Source organism: Pseudomonas sp. A-RE-22 (assembly GCF_019956035.1).
GTDB lineage: Bacteria > Pseudomonadota > Gammaproteobacteria > Pseudomonadales > Pseudomonadaceae > Aquipseudomonas > Aquipseudomonas brassicacearum.
In genome coordinates this window covers 147,584-164,711 of sequence record NZ_JAHBCZ010000055.1, presented here as the reverse complement: position 1 = coordinate 164,711, position 17,128 = coordinate 147,584, and the positions used below count along the sequence as shown (strand labels likewise).

The window sequence follows — 17,128 nt, the reverse complement described above, 5'->3', positions numbered from 1 at the left end:
TCGCGATAGCGGAGTGTCAGGCAACATCTCTATTGGCTGTTACGCCGCTATCGCGAGCAGGCTCGCTCCCACAGGGGATTCGGAGGGCTGGTAGATCGCCCTCCGTTCAGGTCAAGCGTAGCTTTCGATCGACGGGCAGGCGCAGACCAGGTTGCGGTCGCCGAACACGTTGTCGACCCGGCCCACGGGCGGCCAGTACTTGCCTTCGATCAACGACGCCACCGGGTACACCGCCTGTTCGCGGCTGTAAGGGTGGGTCCACTCACCGACGATTTCCGCCGCGGTGTGCGGGGCGTTTTTCAGTGGGTTGTCGTCTTTGTCCAGGCTGCCGTTTTCCACCGCGCGAATTTCTTCGCGGATGCAGATCATGGCGTCGCAGAAGCGGTCCAGTTCTTCCTTGGATTCGCTTTCGGTCGGCTCGATCATCAACGTGCCGGCCACCGGGAACGACATGGTCGGCGCGTGGAAACCGAAGTCGATCAGGCGCTTGGCCACGTCATCGACGCTGATGCCGCTGCTGTCCTTGAGTGGACGCAGGTCGAGGATGCATTCATGGGCCACCAGACCGTTACTGCCGGAGTAGAGCACCGGGTAGTGCTCTTCCAGGCGACGGGCGATGTAGTTGGCGTTGAGGATCGCCAGTTGCGAGGCGCGCTTGAGGCCGGCGCCGCCCATCATGCGGATATACATCCAGGTGATCGGCAGGATGCTCGCGCTGCCGAATGGCGCCGCGCACACCGCGCCTTCCTTGCGTTCCATGTTGGCGTGGCCCGGCAGGAACGGTGCCAGGTGCGACTTGACGCCAATCGGGCCGACGCCCGGGCCGCCACCGCCGTGGGGAATGCAGAAGGTCTTGTGCAGGTTCAGGTGCGACACGTCGCCGCCGAACTTGCCTGGGGCGCAGAGGCCGACCATGGCGTTCATGTTGGCGCCGTCGATGTACACCTGGCCGCCGTTGTCATGAATGATGCCGCAGATTTCGCGGATGCCTTCTTCGAACACACCGTGAGTGGACGGGTAGGTGATCATCAATGCGGCGAGGTGTTCGCGGTGCTCGATGGCCTTGGCCCGCAGGTCTTCGATGTCGACGTTGCCGCGGGCATCGCAGGCGGTCACGACCACGCGCATGCCGGCCATGTGGGCGGTGGCCGGGTTGGTGCCGTGGGCCGAGGACGGGATCAGGCAAATGTCGCGACGGTCTTCGCCACGGCTCTGGTGATAGGCACGGATCGCCAGCAGGCCAGCGTATTCGCCCTGGGAACCGGCGTTGGGTTGCAGCGACACTGCGTCATAGCCGGTGGCGGCGCAGAGCATGGCCTCCAGCTCGTCGGTCAGTTGCTGGTAGCCAGCGCTCTGCTCGGCCGGGGCGAATGGGTGCAGGGCGCCGAACTCGGCCCAGGTCACCGGGATCATTTCGCTGGCGGCGTTGAGTTTCATGGTGCAGGAACCCAGCGGGATCATGGTGCGATCCAGGGCCAGGTCCTTGTCGGCGAGCTTGCGCAGGTAGCGCATCAGCTCGGTTTCGGAGTGGTAGCGGTTGAACACTGGGTGGCTGAGGATCGCCGATTGGCGCACCAGCTCGGCCGGGATACGGCTTTGCACGCTGGCGGCCAGTGCCGTGAAGTCCGGCAGCGCCTTGCCGTCGGCCAACAGCTTCCACAGTGCTTCAACGTCAGCCTGGCTGGTGGTCTCGTCCAGGGACAGGCCCAGGCGTTCAGCGTCCACCACACGCAGGTTGATGCGCTGTGCGCGGGCCTTGTCGTGCAGGGCAGCGGTTTGCGCGCCGGTGCGCAAGGTCAGGGTGTCGAAGAAGCTCTCTTGCTCGACGCTCAGCCCTAGCGCGCCCAGGCCCTTGGCGAGGATCGCGGTCAGGTGATGGATGCGATTGGCAATTTGCACCAGGCCCTTGGGACCGTGGTACACGGCGTACATGCTGGCGATGTTGGCCAGCAGTACCTGGGCGGTGCAGATGTTGCTCGTGGCTTTCTCGCGGCGGATGTGTTGCTCGCGGGTCTGCATCGCCAGGCGCAGGGCCGGCTTGCCGAAACGGTCCACGGAAACGCCAACCAGACGACCCGGCATGTCGCGCTTGAAGGCGTCCTTGGTGGAGAAATACGCCGCGTGCGGGCCACCGAAGCCCAGCGGCACACCGAAGCGCTGGGCGCTGCCGATGGCCACGTCGGCGCCGAATTCACCTGGCGGGGTCAACAGGGTCAGGGCCAGCAGGTCCGCAGCCACGGCCACCAAGGCGTTGGCAGCGTGGAAGCGTTCGGTCAGTTCGCGGTAGTCGAACAGGTCACCGTTGCTGGCTGGGTACTGCAGCAGCGCGCCGAAGAAACCGCTGACGTCGCTCAGTTCGCGCTCATCGCCGACCACCACGTCGATGCCCAGGGGCTCGGCACGGGTGCGCAGCACGTCGAGGGTTTGCGGGTGGCTGTGTACGGAGGCGAAGAACGCGTTGCTGCCCTTGTTCTTGCTCAGGCGCTTGCAGAAGGTCATGGCTTCGGCGGCGGCGGTGGCTTCGTCGAGCAAGGAGGCGTTGGCGATCGGCAGGCCGGTAAGGTCGCTGATCAAGGTCTGGAAGTTCAACAGCGCTTCGAGACGGCCCTGGGATATTTCTGGCTGGTACGGGGTGTAGGCGGTGTACCAGGCCGGGTTTTCCAGCAGATTGCGCAGGATCGGTGACGGCGTATGGCAGTTGTAGTAGCCCTGGCCGATGTAGGTCTTGAACAGTTGGTTCTTGGCGGCGATGGCCTTGATCGAGGCCAGTGCATCGGCTTCGCTCTGGCCGTCGCCCATGTCCAGCACGCTGGTGCCCTTGATGCTTTCCGGGATGACGCTGGCGCTCAGGGCTTCAAGGGAGTCGTAGCCCAGGCGCTCGAGCATGGCTTGCTCGTCGCTGGCACGCGGGCCGATGTGGCGGGCGATGAATTCGTTGGCAGTGCCGAGATTAACGGTCATGTGGCGCTCCTCAGGCTTCGGCGTTGGCTTTGATCAGGCGGTCGTAAGCGTCCTGATCCAGCAGTTGGCCAACGGCAGCGGCGTTGACTGGCTTGAAACGGAAAAACCAGCCATCGCCCAGGGGATCTTCGTTGACCAGTTCCGGATTGCTTTCCAGGGCCGGGTTCACTTCGAGCACTTCACCGTCCAGTGGCATGTAGACACCGCTGGCCGCTTTCACCGATTCCACGGTGGAGGCTTCGGCACCCTTGTCATAGCTTTGCAGTTCCGGTAACTGAACATAGACCACATCGCCCAAGGCGTTCTGGGCAAACGCAGTAATACCGACAGTAACGCTGCCGTCGGCTTCGGTGCGCAGCCATTCGTGATCTTCAGTGAAACGCAACTCGCTCATGGAAACTCCTGGGGCCAGATTCGTCTGGTGGACGCGAAGAAGGCGCGGGGCTTGGCCCGGCCGAATGCTAATACCCATAGCAAGAATGCGGCCAATATTAATAAGTGCTTATATATCAACCGCTTGACTGGTTTTTTCGAAGCTTGGCTCGACTTCGCTGTAGCGAAATCGCTACAGCTGGGAGGCTGGATAAAATCGTTGTGGGATCAAAGCCTTGCGCAGCGCTGCTTAGCGATGAGTGTAGCGATATCGTTCCACTGTAGCGCTTTCAGTACAGGTGGAGGTCGTTTTTGACGCGATTTCGACCACAACACAGAACCCTTGTGGGAGCGAGCTTATGGTTTCCCGGAAATCCCGTATTTACGCAACCGATGGGCAATCGCGGTGTGGGAAGTTTGCAGGCGGTTGGCGAGCTGGCGGGTGGAGGGGTAGTTGACGTAGAGGCTTTCGAGCAGGTGCTTCTCGAAGCTTTCCACGGCCTGTTCCAGGCTTTCGACTTCCACATCGCCCTGACGCGCCACGGAGGTGCCGGCGATGTCCAGGTCGCCGATATCCACCAGGCTGCTTTCGCAAATGGCGGCGGCGCGGAAGATCACGTTCTGCAATTGCCGCACGTTGCCCGGCCAGCGGTTGCCCAGCAGGGCCGGGTAAGTGCCGGGCGCCAGGCGGCAGACCGGGCGCTGGATCTGCGCGCAGGCCTGCTGCATGAAGTAACGCGCCAGCAGCAGGATGTCCTGGCCGCGTTCCCGCAGCGGCGGGACTTCGACATTGAGCACGTTCAGGCGATAGAACAGATCTTCGCGGAACGAGCCCTCGCTGACCATTTTCTCCAGGTTGCGGTGGGTGGCGCTGAGGATCCGCACGTTGACCTTGATTTCCCGGTCGCCGCCCACCCGGCGGAAGCTGCCATCGTTCAGGAAGCGCAGCAGCTTGGCTTGCAGGTACGGCGACATCTCGCCGATTTCATCGAGGAATACCGTGCCCTGGTTCGCCAGCTCCATCAGCCCTGGTTTGCCGCCCCGTTGCGCCCCGGTGAAGGCGCCGGGGGCATAGCCGAACAGTTCGCTTTCCGCCAGGTTCTCCGGCAATGCCGCGCAGTTCAGGGCCAGGAACGGTGCGCCATGACGGGCGCTGATGGCGTGGCAAGCCCGGGCCACCAGTTCCTTGCCGGTGCCGGTTTCGCCCTGGATCAGCAGCGGTGCATCCAGCGCCGCGACCCGCTGGGCCCGGGCTTTGAGGGTGCGGATCGCCGGGGATTCGCCCAGCAGCGCGTCGAAACCTTCGGCGTGATCGTGATGCAGGGCCGACAGGCGCTCGCCGATGCGGTTCGGCTGGTACAGCGTCAGCAGCGCGCCGGCGTCGGTGATGGGGGTGGCGTCCAGCAGCAAGGTCTGGCCGTTGAGGGTGATTTCCCGCAGCGGCAAGCGAAAACCGTTCTCCAGCAAGGCGTCCAGCAAGGCCTCGTCACCGAACAGCTCGGCCACGCTTTCCCCGGCCGGTTCACGACCGTACAGGGCAATCAGCGCCGGATTGGCCAGCAACACCTTGCCGGCACTGTCCAGGGCCAGTACCGGGTCGGTCATGGCCGCGAGCAAGGCATCGAGCTGCAAGTGCCGACGCTGGCCCGGCAGGATGTCCACCACGGTGACCGCCTGCACGCCGCGCACGCTGAACAGCGCCTCGCGCAACTCGTCGAGCACTTGCGGGCTGAGGGTCGGGGCGTCGATGTAGACGTTGGGCGGCACCATCTCCACCGCATCCAGATTGAGATTGCGCCCACCGAGCAAGGCCAGGACTTCCTGGGTGATGCCGACGCGGTCGATAAAACTGACGTGGATACGCATGGGGCGATGGATTCTGGAACTCGGAGGGCCGCAAGTATGCCTTGGGGCGGGCTAATGGTGAAATCCTGGCGCAAAGCTTGAGGCCGTACAGAGATCCCTTGTGGGAGCGAGCTTGCTCGCGATAGCGATGTATCAGTCGACATTAATTTGGCTGACACACCGTCTTCGCGAGCAAGCTCGCTCCCACAAGGGGAATTCGGTGGGGCTACTACTGTTTAGAGCCCCACATCCCACTCGGGCATCTCGGGAAACTTCAGCACCAGAAAATCCAGCAGGCTGCGCAGCGCCGACGGCATGTGTTTGCGTGAGGCGTACACCGCGTACATGTTCATCCGCCGCGGTTCGGCGTGAGGCAGCAGGCGGATCAGTTCGCCGTTCTTGATGTGAGCGCCGGCCTGGTAGCTGGGCAGCATGGCCACGCCGGCACCGGCTATCGTGGCCTGAAGCAATGTGCTGGCTTCGTTGGCGCTGATGTTGCCCTGCACCGGCACCGAGACCTGCTCGCCGTCCTGCTCGAAATGCCACAGGCTCTTGCCGACGTAGGAGTGGGTCAGGCAGTTGTGCCGGCTCAGCTCTTCCACGCGCAGCGGTGTCGAGTGTTCACGCAGATAGTGCGGCGAGGCGCAGATCACCGAGCGGCAGACCGTGAGGCGGCGGGCAATCAGGTTCGGGTCCAGGTCGTTGCTCATGCGGATCGCCAGGTCGATGCGCTCATCCACCAGGTTCACGGTGCGGTCGAGCATTTGCAGGTCGACGCTCACCCCTGGGTAGCGCTTGACGTATTCGGCCATGGCGCTCGCCAGTTGGGCCTGGCCGAACGAGGTGCTGGCGCTGATGCGCAGCATGCCCCGTGGCGCGTCGTCCGGGGTGCTGACGGCGGCTTGCATGTCGCCGGACAGCTCGAGCATCTGCCGGCAGCGCGGCAGGATCTCCGTGCCTGCGGCCGTCAGGCTCAGCTTGCGAGTGGTGCGGTGCATCAGCCGGGCACCGACCCAGTCCTCCAGCTCCGCCAGATACCGCGACACCACCGGCCGCGACAGGTCCAGATGCTCGGCCGCCGCCGACTGGCTGCCCAGGTCCACCACCGTGACGAACACCCGCATTGCTTGTAGACGATCCATGATCTGCCCGATTTCAGAAACAAACTATGTTCGATCATCGCATTTTTTGAAACGAGTCAGGTCACTAAGCTCCATCTCATTCCCTTTCGGGCTTTTGGACAACGGAGCACACCATGACCGGATTTATCCCCCTCAAGCGCCTGCTGCTGGCAACCGCCGCCCTGGCCTTCACCGCCCAGACCTGGGCCGCCGGCTTGACGCTGGACGTCTACAACCCCGGCGCGGCGGCGGTTTTCCCGGTGACCTCGGTGTTGGTCAGCGGTGAAAAAGAAGCGATCCTGGTAGACGCCCAGTTCGGCAAGACCCAGGCCGCACAGGTGGTGGAAAAAATCCGCGCCAGCGGTAAGCGATTGACCACGATCTACATCAGCCATGGCGATCCGGACTACTATTTTGGTTTGGAAACCCTCACCGCCGCGTTCCCCGAGGCCAAGGTGCTGGCGTCCGCGCCGACCGTCGCGCACATCAAGCAGACCATGGACGGCAAGCTGAAATATTGGGGGCCGATCCTGAAGACCGATGCCCCGACCAAAGCCATCGTGCCCCAGGTGCTCAAGGGCGACAGCCTGACCCTGGAAGGCCAGCGCTTGCAGATCGTCGGCCTCGATGGCCCACAGCCGGACCGCAGTTTCGTGTGGATTCCATCGATCAAGGCCGTGGTAGGCGGTGTGGTGGTGGCCGAGAACATTCACGTCTGGATGGCTGACACCCAGACACCGCAGTCCCACAAGGACTGGCTGGCGACCCTCGCCGGTATTGAAAAGCTGCAACCGAACACCGTAATCCCGGGCCACTATCTGGGTGAAAGCACCCGGTCCCTGGCTCCGGTGACATTCACCGCTGGCTACATCAAGGCCTTCGATGAAGAAACCGCCAAGGCCAAGGATTCCGCCGCGCTGATCGCCGCCATGAAGCAACGCTACCCGAACCTGGGTGAAGACAGCTCCCTGGAGCTCAGTGCCAAGGTGGCAAAGGGCGAGATGAAGTGGTGAGAAACGATCTTTGATCGGAGCACCGTTATGGCGAGGGGATAAATCCCCTCGCACAAGAGCATGCATTTCGAACATCGCTAACCAATGGAGAACACCATGAGCAAAATCGCAATCATCGGCGCCACCGGTCGCGCCGGCAGCCAATTGCTGGAAGAAGCCCTGCGCCGTGGTCACAGCGTGACGGCCATTGCCCGCAACACCGCGAAAATAGGTGAAAGGGCCGGGGTGGTCAGCAAGCAACTGGACGTATTGGACAGCGAGGCATTGTCGGCGGCGGTGACCGATCACGATGTGGTGATCAGCGCGGCCCACTTTGCCACCGTGCCGGCCGACAAGGTCATCGCGCCGGTGAAAGCCGCCGGGGTCAAGCGTTTGCTGGTGGTCGGCGGGGCCGGTTCGTTGCTGCTCCCGGACGGCTCTCGTGTGATCGACAGCGATGGCTTCCCGGAGGAATACCTGGCCGAAGCCAGCGCCGGAGCGTTGTTCCTGGACGTACTGCGCCAGGAGCAGGACCTGGACTGGACCTTCCTTTCGCCTTCGGCAGAGTTCGTCGAAACCGAGCGCACGGAGCAGTTTCGTCTTGGCAAGGATCACTTGCTGTTCGACGCCGCCGGGCGCAGTTGGATCAGCTTTGCCGATTACGCCATTGCGATGATCGATGAAGTGGAAACACCGCAGTTTTCGCGGACGCGGTTTACCGTCGGCTACTGATCACTGGTTTGTGTAGGAGCTGTCGAGCAACGCGAGGCTGCGATCCTTCCTTGGACACTTGAGTCTCTAGCGAAAGATCAAAAGATCGCAGCCTCGCTTCGCTCGACAGCTCCTACAGGGATCAGCCGTGAACCCGCACCCAGACGCTGACCAGTACCGTCGCCGCCATCAACCACGCCACCGCCGCCACGGCCAGGGACGCCTCCAGGCGCATGCGGTCGACCATCACGTAAAGGGTCGCCAAGTAGACGAAGTACGGAATGATCGACCACATCCCAAACACGATGGTGGTCTTCAGGTCGTCCACCGAGCGGCCCTTGCCGACGATGTAATGGGCAATCAGGGCGAAGGTCGGGAACAGCGGCACCAGCCCGGCGATGTAATAGTTCTTGGTCTTGGCCAGCATCGCCAGGATGACCACCACGGCTGCACCGAGCGCCGCCTTGAAAATCATATCCACAGGTTTCCCGCCCGGTTGATTAATGGCTCAAGCCATATTTTTTGACTTTGTCGAACAGCGTGGTCTTGGCCATGCCCAGTTCCAGGCTGGCCTGGGTCAGGTTGCCACCGCTGCGTTGCAGGGCGTCCACCAGCAGGTTGCGCTCGAAGGCTTCGACTGCTTCGGCGAAGGCCAGGCCCTGGTTGCCGCCGCTGGCACCGGAGCGCTTGAACGCCGGCAGGCCAAGGGCGTAACGCTCGGCGACGTTGCGCAGTTCGCGTACGTTGCCCGGCCAGTCGTGGCTCATCAGGTTCGACAGGGTCTGGTTGTCCAGCTCCGGTACCGTGCGATCGAAGCGCAGGGACGACTGCTGGAGAAAGTGCTTGAACAGTTGCAGGATGTCTTCGCGCCGCTCGCGCAGTGGCGGCAGTTCCAGGGTCACCACGTTGAGTCGGTAATACAGGTCGCTGCGGAACTGCCCGGTCCGGCCCATTTCGTCCAGGTCGGACTTGGTGGCGGCGATCACCCGGCAATCCACGGCCACGCTCTGGTTCGAACCCAGGCGCTCGAGGGTGCGTTCCTGCAACACGCGCAGCAACTTGATCTGCAAGGGCAGGGGCATGCTTTCCACTTCATCGAGAAACAGCGTGCCACCGTCGGCGTGCTCGATCTTGCCGATCCGCCGTTTGCCGGCTCCGGTAAAGGCATTGGCCTCGTGGCCGAAAATCTCGCTTTCGAACAGGTTCTCCGGCAGGCCGCCGCAGTTCAGCGCGACGAACTGCTTGTCGTGGCGTCGGCTGAAATCGTGCAGGCAGCGAGCGACCAGTTCCTTGCCGGTGCCGGTTTCACCTTCGATCAGCACGTTGGCCGAGGTATCGGCGACGTTGGCGATCAGCGCGCGCAGGTGCTGCATGGCGGGCGAGCGGCCAATGATCCGGCCTTCCAGGGAATCGCGTTCGGCCAATTGCCGACGCAGCGATGACACTTCCCGGGCGAGGCTGCGCTGCTCCAGGGCACGGCGGGCGACGTCCACCAGGCGTTCAGGGGAGAAGGGTTTCTCCATGAAGTCATAGGCGCCTTTTTGCATGGCGCCGACGGCCATGGAGATGTCGCCGTGGCCAGTGATCAGCACCACCGGCAAGCTGCGGTCCCGTGCCTTGAGGCGGGTCAGCAGTTCCAGGCCGTCGATGCCCGGCAGGCGAATGTCGCTGATGACGATGCCGGCAAAGTTATCGTCGACGCGCTCCAGGGCCTCTTCGGCGCTGCCCACGCCGATGCAGGGAATGTCTTCCAGGGTCAGCGCCTGCTGGCAGCCCAGCAGGACATGGGGGTCGTCTTCGACGATCAGTACGCTCAGGTCGTTGTTCATAGCGGCTCGGCAGGTAAAAGGCTTACCAACGGTAAACTGAGGACAAACGTGGTTCCACTGCCTTCGACCGGATGCTCGACACCCAGGTATCCACCCGTGGCGGCGGCCAGGCTGGCGGAAAGCGTCAGGCCCAGGCCCAGACCTTGTTCGCCGGGTTTGGTGGTGAAGAAGGGTTCGAACAGATGCTTGCGTGCTTGCGGGTCAATGCCGTGGCCGTTATCCCGCACGCGCAGGCGATATTTGCCGTCGCCGGCCTGGCCTTCGAGCCACAGCTGCGGTTCGGGTTGCGTCTGCATGGCGTCCAGGGCATTGCCGATCAGGTTCACCAGGATCTGCTCCAGGCGCGTCTGGTCAATGTGCAACTGGACGTCGTCGAAGCTGGAATGAATCTGGATGTTCAAGCTTTCAAGGCGGGCGCCCAGCAGTTGCAGCGCAGCCTCGACGCCTTTGCCGAGGCTGGCCTGGCCCTGGTCGTCCCCACGGCGGGCAAAGGAGCGCAGGCTGGCGGTGATCCGGCCCATGCGGTCGATCAAATCGTTGATGGTCTTGAGGTTGGCGCTGGCGATGTCCAGCTGGCCGCGTTCCAGGAAGCGCACGGTATTACCGGACAAGGTGCGCAGTGCCGCCAGCGGCTGGTTGAGTTCGTGGGCGATGCTGGTGGACATCTGGCCGATGGCTGCCAGTTTACCGGCCTGGACCAATTCGTCCTGGGCCCGGCGCAAGGTCTCTTCGGCCTGCCGCCGCTCGCGGATCTGGCCCTTGAGTCGTTCGTTGCTGGCGCGCAGGTCGGTGGTGCGTTCGGTAATCCGACGCTCGAGCTGGTTGTTGGCTTGCTGCAAGGCTTCCCGGGCCGCGAGACGGGTGGCGATGACCTTGCGCCGTTCGTTCCAGGCGATCAACAGGAACGCCACCAGGGCGAAGGCCACGGCCACCAGGATGCCTTGGTTGATCGCCTGGCGTCGCAGGTCTTCAAGTGGGGTCAGCAGGGTGAAATTCCACGGTGTATCGCTCAAGGGCCGGGTCTGCGACAAGTAGCTGATGGCGCGCTCGTCGGACACCAGTTCGCTGTTGGCCGGGAACGTCAGTTTCTCCATGCCTTCGGCCAGGCGTTCCCGGGCCAGGGGCACCAGTTCATTGAGCGGGAACCAGTAGTACTGCAGGCTGCGGGCCAGGTGTTCCTTGGTGTCGTCGCTCAGGGGGCGAACCGACTTGAGCCGCCGCGCCGGGTCGCTGGACAGGATGATGATGCCGTTCTCGTCACTGACGAACGCCTCCAGCCGCGCTCGCTGCCAGCGTTCCTCCAGGGCTTCGAGGCGCACCTTGACCACGGCCACGCCGATGATCTTGCCTTGTTGCTCCAGACCATGGGCCAGGTAGTAGCCGGGTTCGCCGTTGGTGCTGCCGATGCCGTAGAAGCGCCCCGGCTGGCCGCGCACGGCGTTCTGGAAATAGGCACGGAAGGACAGGTCTTCGCCCAGGTAACTGTCGACATCGCGCCAGTTGCTGGTGGCCATCACCCGGCCGGTGGTGTCCATCACGTAGATGGCCCGGCTGCGGCTGCGGCGGTTCAGGCCTTCGAGGTATTCATTGACGGTCCTGCGGTGCTCGGGCGTCGGGTCGTCGAGCAGTTGCGAGACACTCGACTCAAGCTCCAGCAGGCTGGGCAGGTACGTGTACTTGCTGATCTCGCTCTCGACCGCACGGGCGTGCAGCTCCAACTGGCGTTCGCCATTCTCGGCGAGGCCACGTACGCCATAGTGCTCGCTGATCCAGAAGCCGAGGTAACCCAGGCCGATCATCAGGGCGATGACCAGTGGCGGCAGGAACAGATGGCGGATCAGGCGGGGTTTCACGGCGAGTGATGGCGGCGCGGCGCGATAGAGGGTGGGGTCGCATTTCATCACAGAAGCCTTGGGTCAACCACAACACAAATCGACAAGCCAACACTTCTCCCTTGTGGGAGCGGTGTTGTTTAGTGCTGCAGGATTTTCTCAAGGAAATGCTGCGCGCGTTCGGAGCGGGCGCTGATGTCGCCGAAGAACTCTTCTTTCTTGCAGTCTTCGATGATCTGGCCCTGGTCCATGAAGATCACCCGGTTCGCCACTTTGCGGGCGAAGCCCATTTCGTGGGTCACGCACATCATGGTCATGCCTTCGTGGGCCAGTTGCACCATGACGTCGAGCACTTCGTTGACCATTTCCGGGTCAAGGGCCGAGGTCGGTTCGTCGAACAGCATCACCACCGGGTCCATCGCCAGGGCACGGGCAATCGCCACACGTTGCTGCTGGCCGCCGGAGAGCTGGCCCGGGTGCTTGTGGGCGTGGGCCGAGAGGCCGACCCGCTCAAGCAGTTGCAGGCCTTTCTTGGTGGCTTCTTCCTTGCTGCGGCCCAGCACCTTGATCTGCGCGATGGTCAGGTTTTCGGTAATGGTCAGGTGCGGGAACAGTTCGAAATGCTGGAACACCATGCCCACGCGCGACCGCAGCTTCGGCAGATTGGTCTTCGGGTCGGCGATGGACGTGCCGTCGACCACGATGTCGCCTTTCTGGAACGGTTCCAGGGCGTTCACGCACTTGATCAGCGTGGACTTGCCCGAACCCGACGGCCCGCACACCACCACCACCTCACCCTTGCTGACCTCGGTGCTGCAATTGGTCAGTACCTGGAAGTCCCCATACCACTTGTTGATGTTTTTGATAGAGATCATACGGCGAACCTTTTTTGCAGACGCTTGACCAGCTGCGAGGCGGCAAAGCTGACGGTGAAGTACACGAGACCTGCGATGATCAGGAACTCATTGGAGCGGCCGATGATGTCACCACTGGCCCGCGAAGCATTGAGGAAGTCCACCAGGCCGACCGTGTAGACCAGCGAGGTGTCCTGAAACAGGATGATGCTTTGTTGCAACAGCAGCGGGGTCATCTTGCGAAACGCCTGGGGCAGGATGATCAGGCGCATGGTCTGGCCGTAATTCATGCCCAGTGCCTGGGCGGCGCCCATCTGGCCCTTGGGAATCGACTGCACGCCGGCCCGGACGATTTCGCAGAAGTACGCCGCTTCGAACATCATGAACGCCACGATGCAAGAACCGAATGCCCCGATCGGCGTGTCTTCGCCGGTGATCCAGCGCAGCACGAACGGCACCGCCAGGTAGAACCAGGTGATCACCAGCAGCAGCGGGATCGAGCGGAAATAGTTGACATAGGCGCCAGCGAGATTGGAGACCAGCTTGTTATGGGACAAGCGCATCAGCGCCAGGATCGTGCCGAGGATGATCCCGCCGACCACGCCCAAGGCCATCAGCTTGAGGGTCATCACCATGCCGTTCCACAAACCGGGAATGGCCGGGATGATGCCAGTGAAGTCGAGTTCCATTATTTACCCCCCACGGAGATCAGGCCGGGCACCGCGACTTTCTTCTCGACCATGCGCATGAGCAGCATCAGGCTCATGTTCAGGGTGAAATAGATCAGCGTGGCCAGGGTGAAGGCTTCGAACAGGTTGGCGGAGAACTCGGCGGTCTGCTTGGTCTGCGCGAGCAACTCCATCAGGCCGATCAGCGAGGCCACGGAGGAGTTCTTGAAGACGTTGAGGAATTCCGAGGTAAGCGGCGGAATGATGATCCGGTAGGCCTGGGGCAGCAGCACGTTCCAGTAGATCTGTGGCAGCTTGAAGCCCATGGCGCGGGCGGCGGATTCCTGGCCGCGCGGCAGCGCCTGGATACCGGTGCGCACCTGTTCGCAAACCCGGGCGGCGGTGAACAGGCCCAGGCACACCACGACGCTCAGGTAGGCCGAGGTGGTCGGGTTCAGGTCCTGCTTGTACCACTCCTGCATATCGGCGGGCAGCAGGTCCGGCACCAGGAAGTACCAGATGAACAGCTGAACCAGCAGCGGCACATTACGAAAGAGTTCCACGTAGCAGGTAGCGATGCCCGACACCAGCCGGTTCGGCACGGTACGCATGACGCCTAGCACCGAGCCCAGCAGCAGGGCGATGATCCAGGCTACGACGGCGATGGCGATGGTCCAGCCCAAACCGGTCACGTACCAGTCGAGATAGGTCTCGCTGCCCACGCCGGTGGACTTGAAGAACACGCCCCAGTCCCAGTTGTAATTCATTAGGGTCTCCCCTCAGATCGTTCGATGTACAAATGCCCGCCTGGGGAAACTCCGTTCCCGCCCGACTTGAAGGCCAGGCACACGCGATCGGCTCGACAGCCACCGGTTCGAGTGTTTCCAGATTTGCCAGCAGGGAGTGACCATCCCCTGAAAGGGCCGGGCCCCTTCAGGAGATAAGGTTAGTCAGAAATCAGGATTTCTTGTCGTCAGCCGCTTTATCGGTCGGCTTGGCGATCAGTGCCTTGAGTTCGTCGCTCATCGGGAAGTTCAGGTTCAGGCCTTTTGGCGGGATAGGTTGCATGAACCATTTTTCGTAGATCTTGTTGATCTCGCCCGAAGCGTAGGTGGCCTTGATGGCGTCATCGACAGCCTTTTTGAACGGCTCGTCGCCCTTGCGCATCATGCAGCCATAGATTTCGTAGGACTGCGGGGTGCCGGTCACGGCCCAGTCATCGGCTTTCTTGGCCTTGGCGGCTTCGCCAGCCAGCAGGGCGTCGTCCATCATGAACGCGACGGCACGACCCGATTCCAGCATCTGGAAGGATTCGCCGTGGTCCTTGGCGGAGATGACGTTCATGCCCATCTGCTTGTCGGCGTTCATCGCCTTGAGGATACGCTCGGACGTGGTGCCGGCGGTGGTCACGACGTTCTTGCCCTTGAGGTCGTCGAAATCCTTGTACTTGGAGTCTTTCTTGGACAGCAGCTTGGTGCCGATCTCGAAAATGCCAACGGAGAAGTCAACCTGCTGCTGACGCTCGACGTTGTTGGTGGTGGAGCCGCATTCCAGGTCCACGGTGCCGTTCTGCACCAGCGGGATACGGGTTTGCGAGGTGACCAGGTTGTATTTGACCTGCAGGTTGGGCAGGTCCAGGTCTTTTTTCAGCGCTTCGACGACTTTCATCTGGATATCGTGGGAGTAGCCAACCGGTTTGCCGGAAGCGTCCGCGATGTAGGAAAACGGAATGGAAGCGTCGCGATGGCCAAGCGTGACAACGCCGGACTCTTTGATCTTTTTCAGTGTGCCGGTCAGTTCGGCTGCGAAAACCGGAGTGCTGATCAGAGCGGCAGCAATGGCTGCGCCCAGGAGATGGGGAACGATACGCATCGATGTTTCCTCGACATTGTTTTTTTTATTTCGGCCGGTTTGTCGGCCCTGAGTACTTCGAAGTGCCTGGCAGCTCCTGTTGTGTTGGCGTACAGGCATTCGTCTCCAGGAGTGTAGAGCATGACTCGTGCCAGGCCAGTTGCGTCTGTTTAAAATGTTGTTTTTAAAGGTAATTAATGTTTTGTTTCAGGTTTTTTGCGACCTGTTTCATCCGGTTAGCCGAACTGACTGATGGGTTCTGTTCGGAAAACCGAATGGCTTGAGGCTGCATCGATCCATTGTGGGAGCGAGCTTGCTCGCGAATGTGGTGTGCCAGCCACATAGATGTTGAATGTGCAGGTGTCATCGCGAGCAAGCTAGCTCCCGCAGGGTTCGGCGGTGTGTTCCAGAATGCAAAAAGCCCCTGAATCGCAGGATTCAGGGGCCTTGGGTTCAGCGGGCTAGCGTTCAGGCCGCTTCGATCTTGCGGCGGTTGTGTTCGACCTTGTCCAGGTACTGCTGCAGTTTCTCCTGCTCGAGCGGGGTGGTGAACAAGCCCAGCTTGCTGCGGCGCCACAGGATGTCCTGGGCATCGACGGCCCACTCGTCGCTGCACAGGTAGTCGACTTCGCGGGTATAGAGACCGGCGCCGATGTGCTCGCCCAGGTCGCCCAGGTTGTGCACGCCTTCGAGCATGCGCCAGGTGCGGCTGCCATAGGTGGTGGCCCAGCGGCGGGCGATGTCGGTTGGCAGCCAGTCGAACTTGTCGCGGATCGCCGAGCACAGCGCCTGCGGGGTGGTCATGTTTTCGCCGCCGGGGAGGGCCTCTACGGCGGTCCAGCTCGGACGCATCTGGGTGAAGTACGGGGCCAGTTGCGCCATCGCCGATTCGGCCAGTTTGCGGTAGGTGGTCAGCTTGCCGCCGAACACCGACAGCAAGGGGGCTTCTTCACCGCCACCCGACAGCGCCAGGGTGTAGTCGCGGGTCACGGCCGATGGGTTGTCGGATTCGTCGTTGCACAGCGGACGCACACCGGAATAGCTGTGCAGGATATCGTCGCGGCTGATCTGCTTCTTGAAGTGGGCATTGACCACCTTCAACAGGTAATCGGTTTCGCCCTCGGTGATCGCCACTTTGGCCGGGTCACCGGTGTATTCGCGGTCAGTCGTGCCGATCAGGGTGAACTGGTTCAGGTACGGAATGGTGAACACGATGCGCTGGTCTTCGTTTTGCAGAATGTGCGCATGTTCGCCTTCGTAGAGTTTCGGCACGATCAGGTGGCTGCCCTGGATCAAGCGGATGCCGTAGGGCGATTCCAGCTTCAGGTCATCGCGAATGAACTTGGCGACCCACGGGCCGGCGGCGTTGACCAGTGCCTTGGCGCGGATCGAAAACAGGCTGCCGTCGGCACGTTCCAGGTGCAAGTGCCACAGGCCCTTGCTGCGGCGGGCGTTCACGCAACGCGTGCGGGTGTGGATATGCGCGCCTTTTTCCCGGGCGGCCATGGCGTTGAGTACTACCAGTCGCGCATCGTCGACCCAGCAGTCGGAATATTCGAAACCTTTGGTGATCTCGCTTTTCAATGCACTGTCGGCACCGAACTTCAGGCTTTTCGAGCCGGCGAGCTGCTCACGCTTGCCCAGGTGATCGTAGAGGAACAGGCCGGCGCGGATCATCCAGGCCGGGCGCAGATGCGGGCGGTGAGGCAGCACGAAGCGCATTTGCTTGACGATGTGCGGGGCCTTGGTCAGCAGCACTTCGCGCTCGGCCAGCGCTTCGCGCACCAGACGGAATTCATAATGTTCGAGGTAGCGCAGGCCACCGTGGATCAGCTTGCTGCTGGCCGACGAGGTGTGGCTGGCCAGGTCGTCCTTTTCGCAAAGGAACACCGAAAGACCGCGACCGGCAGCGTCCGCGGCAATCCCCACGCCGTTGATACCGCCACCAATGACGGCGACGTCGTAAACCTCGGCGAGAGGGGGCGTAGGCAAGGTAGAAGTGGGCATCGGCTGGCCTCGGGCTCTTTTTCGCAATATTTGAATTCGAACATAAATGTTCATTTGCGAAAATACTAGCCCATAAAGACGGCAA

14 protein-coding genes are annotated in these 17,128 nt (G+C 62.0%); 2 read left to right on the top strand and 12 right to left on the bottom strand.

The features are described 5' to 3' along the window. Nucleotides 1–111: 111 nt before the first annotated feature. From gcvP to KGA89_RS24180, 4 genes are all read right to left on the bottom strand, one after another. Nucleotides 112–2,961 carry an aminomethyl-transferring glycine dehydrogenase gene (gene gcvP, locus KGA89_RS24195; protein WP_123423072.1) on the bottom strand — a complete coding sequence of 950 codons (2,850 nt, stop codon included), beginning with the start codon at nucleotides 2,959–2,961 and terminating at the stop codon, nucleotides 112–114. Nucleotides 2,962–2,971: 10 nt separating this feature from the next. Next, entirely contained in the window at nucleotides 2,972–3,355 is a 384-nt protein-coding gene (gcvH, locus tag KGA89_RS24190) for a glycine cleavage system protein GcvH (RefSeq protein WP_003205000.1), read from the bottom strand. Nucleotides 3,356–3,690: 335 nt separating this feature from the next. After that, nucleotides 3,691–5,199, bottom strand: a complete 1,509-nt coding sequence (locus KGA89_RS24185; RefSeq protein WP_013694106.1) for a sigma-54-dependent transcriptional regulator — start codon at nucleotides 5,197–5,199, stop codon at nucleotides 3,691–3,693. A gap of 215 nt (nucleotides 5,200–5,414) precedes the next feature. Then, the gene (locus KGA89_RS24180) at nucleotides 5,415–6,320 is read right to left on the bottom strand and encodes a LysR family transcriptional regulator (protein ID WP_003204995.1); all 906 of its coding nucleotides are present in this window, start codon (nucleotides 6,318–6,320) and stop codon (nucleotides 5,415–5,417) included. Nucleotides 6,321–6,433: 113 nt separating this feature from the next. Here KGA89_RS24180 and KGA89_RS24175 point away from each other — a divergent pair, with 113 nt between their 5' ends. After that, entirely contained in the window at nucleotides 6,434–7,312 is an 879-nt protein-coding gene (locus KGA89_RS24175) for an MBL fold metallo-hydrolase (protein WP_223472708.1), read from the top strand. A 96-nt stretch (nucleotides 7,313–7,408) separates the two neighbouring features. Further along, the gene (locus KGA89_RS24170; RefSeq protein WP_223472707.1) at nucleotides 7,409–8,023 is read left to right on the top strand and encodes an NAD(P)-dependent oxidoreductase; all 615 of its coding nucleotides are present in this window, start codon (nucleotides 7,409–7,411) and stop codon (nucleotides 8,021–8,023) included. A 121-nt stretch (nucleotides 8,024–8,144) separates the two neighbouring features. On the opposite strand, the gene KGA89_RS24165 is transcribed toward KGA89_RS24170, so the two are convergent. From KGA89_RS24165 to glpD, 8 genes are all read right to left on the bottom strand, one after another. Further along, a complete protein-coding gene (locus KGA89_RS24165) occupies nucleotides 8,145–8,474 on the bottom strand; it encodes a GlpM family protein (protein ID WP_161796659.1) in 330 nt (109 codons plus the stop codon). A gap of 28 nt (nucleotides 8,475–8,502) precedes the next feature. Further along, nucleotides 8,503–9,783: a sigma-54-dependent transcriptional regulator gene (locus KGA89_RS24160; protein ID WP_230147636.1), complete on the bottom strand. Its 1,281-nt coding sequence runs from the start codon at nucleotides 9,781–9,783 to the stop codon at nucleotides 8,503–8,505. A 44-nt stretch (nucleotides 9,784–9,827) separates the two neighbouring features. After that, the gene (locus KGA89_RS24155) at nucleotides 9,828–11,732 is read right to left on the bottom strand and encodes an ATP-binding protein (protein WP_223472706.1); all 1,905 of its coding nucleotides are present in this window, start codon (nucleotides 11,730–11,732) and stop codon (nucleotides 9,828–9,830) included. A 71-nt stretch (nucleotides 11,733–11,803) separates the two neighbouring features. Then, entirely contained in the window at nucleotides 11,804–12,538 is a 735-nt protein-coding gene (locus tag KGA89_RS24150) for an amino acid ABC transporter ATP-binding protein (protein WP_003204983.1), read from the bottom strand. Further along, entirely contained in the window at nucleotides 12,535–13,206 is a 672-nt protein-coding gene (locus tag KGA89_RS24145; RefSeq protein WP_003204981.1) for an amino acid ABC transporter permease, read from the bottom strand. The genes KGA89_RS24150 and KGA89_RS24145 overlap by 4 nt, the downstream gene beginning before the upstream one ends. Beyond that, a complete protein-coding gene (locus KGA89_RS24140; RefSeq protein ID WP_003204979.1) occupies nucleotides 13,206–13,952 on the bottom strand; it encodes an amino acid ABC transporter permease in 747 nt (248 codons plus the stop codon). The genes KGA89_RS24145 and KGA89_RS24140 overlap by 1 nt, the downstream gene beginning before the upstream one ends. Nucleotides 13,953–14,142: 190 nt before the next feature. Beyond that, nucleotides 14,143–15,057, bottom strand: coding sequence for a glutamate/aspartate ABC transporter substrate-binding protein (locus KGA89_RS24135; protein ID WP_003204977.1), 915 nt, complete (start codon nucleotides 15,055–15,057; stop codon nucleotides 14,143–14,145). A 447-nt stretch (nucleotides 15,058–15,504) separates the two neighbouring features. Continuing rightward, nucleotides 15,505–17,043 carry a glycerol-3-phosphate dehydrogenase gene (glpD, locus tag KGA89_RS24130; RefSeq protein WP_223472705.1) on the bottom strand — a complete coding sequence of 513 codons (1,539 nt, stop codon included), beginning with the start codon at nucleotides 17,041–17,043 and terminating at the stop codon, nucleotides 15,505–15,507. Between the last annotated feature and the right edge of the window lie 85 nt (nucleotides 17,044–17,128).

What these genes read in the sequence shown, in the direction of transcription:
- KGA89_RS24145 (WP_003204981.1), bottom strand. Translation starts at nt 13,206, where the DNA reads ATGGAACTCGACTTCACTGGCATCATCCCGGCCATTCCCGGTTTGTGG.
- gcvP (WP_123423072.1), bottom strand. Translation starts at nt 2,961, where the DNA reads ATGACCGTTAATCTCGGCACTGCCAACGAATTCATCGCCCGCCACATC.
- KGA89_RS24170 (WP_223472707.1), top strand. Translation starts at nt 7,409, where the DNA reads ATGAGCAAAATCGCAATCATCGGCGCCACCGGTCGCGCCGGCAGCCAA.
- KGA89_RS24135 (WP_003204977.1), bottom strand. Translation starts at nt 15,057, where the DNA reads ATGCGTATCGTTCCCCATCTCCTGGGCGCAGCCATTGCTGCCGCTCTG.
- KGA89_RS24140 (WP_003204979.1), bottom strand. Translation starts at nt 13,952, where the DNA reads ATGAATTACAACTGGGACTGGGGCGTGTTCTTCAAGTCCACCGGCGTG.
- KGA89_RS24155 (WP_223472706.1), bottom strand. Translation starts at nt 11,732, where the DNA reads ATGAAATGCGACCCCACCCTCTATCGCGCCGCGCCGCCATCACTCGCC.
- gcvH (WP_003205000.1), bottom strand. Translation starts at nt 3,355, where the DNA reads ATGAGCGAGTTGCGTTTCACTGAAGATCACGAATGGCTGCGCACCGAA.
- KGA89_RS24175 (WP_223472708.1), top strand. Translation starts at nt 6,434, where the DNA reads ATGACCGGATTTATCCCCCTCAAGCGCCTGCTGCTGGCAACCGCCGCC.
- KGA89_RS24180 (WP_003204995.1), bottom strand. Translation starts at nt 6,320, where the DNA reads ATGGATCGTCTACAAGCAATGCGGGTGTTCGTCACGGTGGTGGACCTG.
- KGA89_RS24185 (WP_013694106.1), bottom strand. Translation starts at nt 5,199, where the DNA reads ATGCGTATCCACGTCAGTTTTATCGACCGCGTCGGCATCACCCAGGAA.
- KGA89_RS24150 (WP_003204983.1), bottom strand. Translation starts at nt 12,538, where the DNA reads ATGATCTCTATCAAAAACATCAACAAGTGGTATGGGGACTTCCAGGTA.
- glpD (WP_223472705.1), bottom strand. Translation starts at nt 17,043, where the DNA reads ATGCCCACTTCTACCTTGCCTACGCCCCCTCTCGCCGAGGTTTACGAC.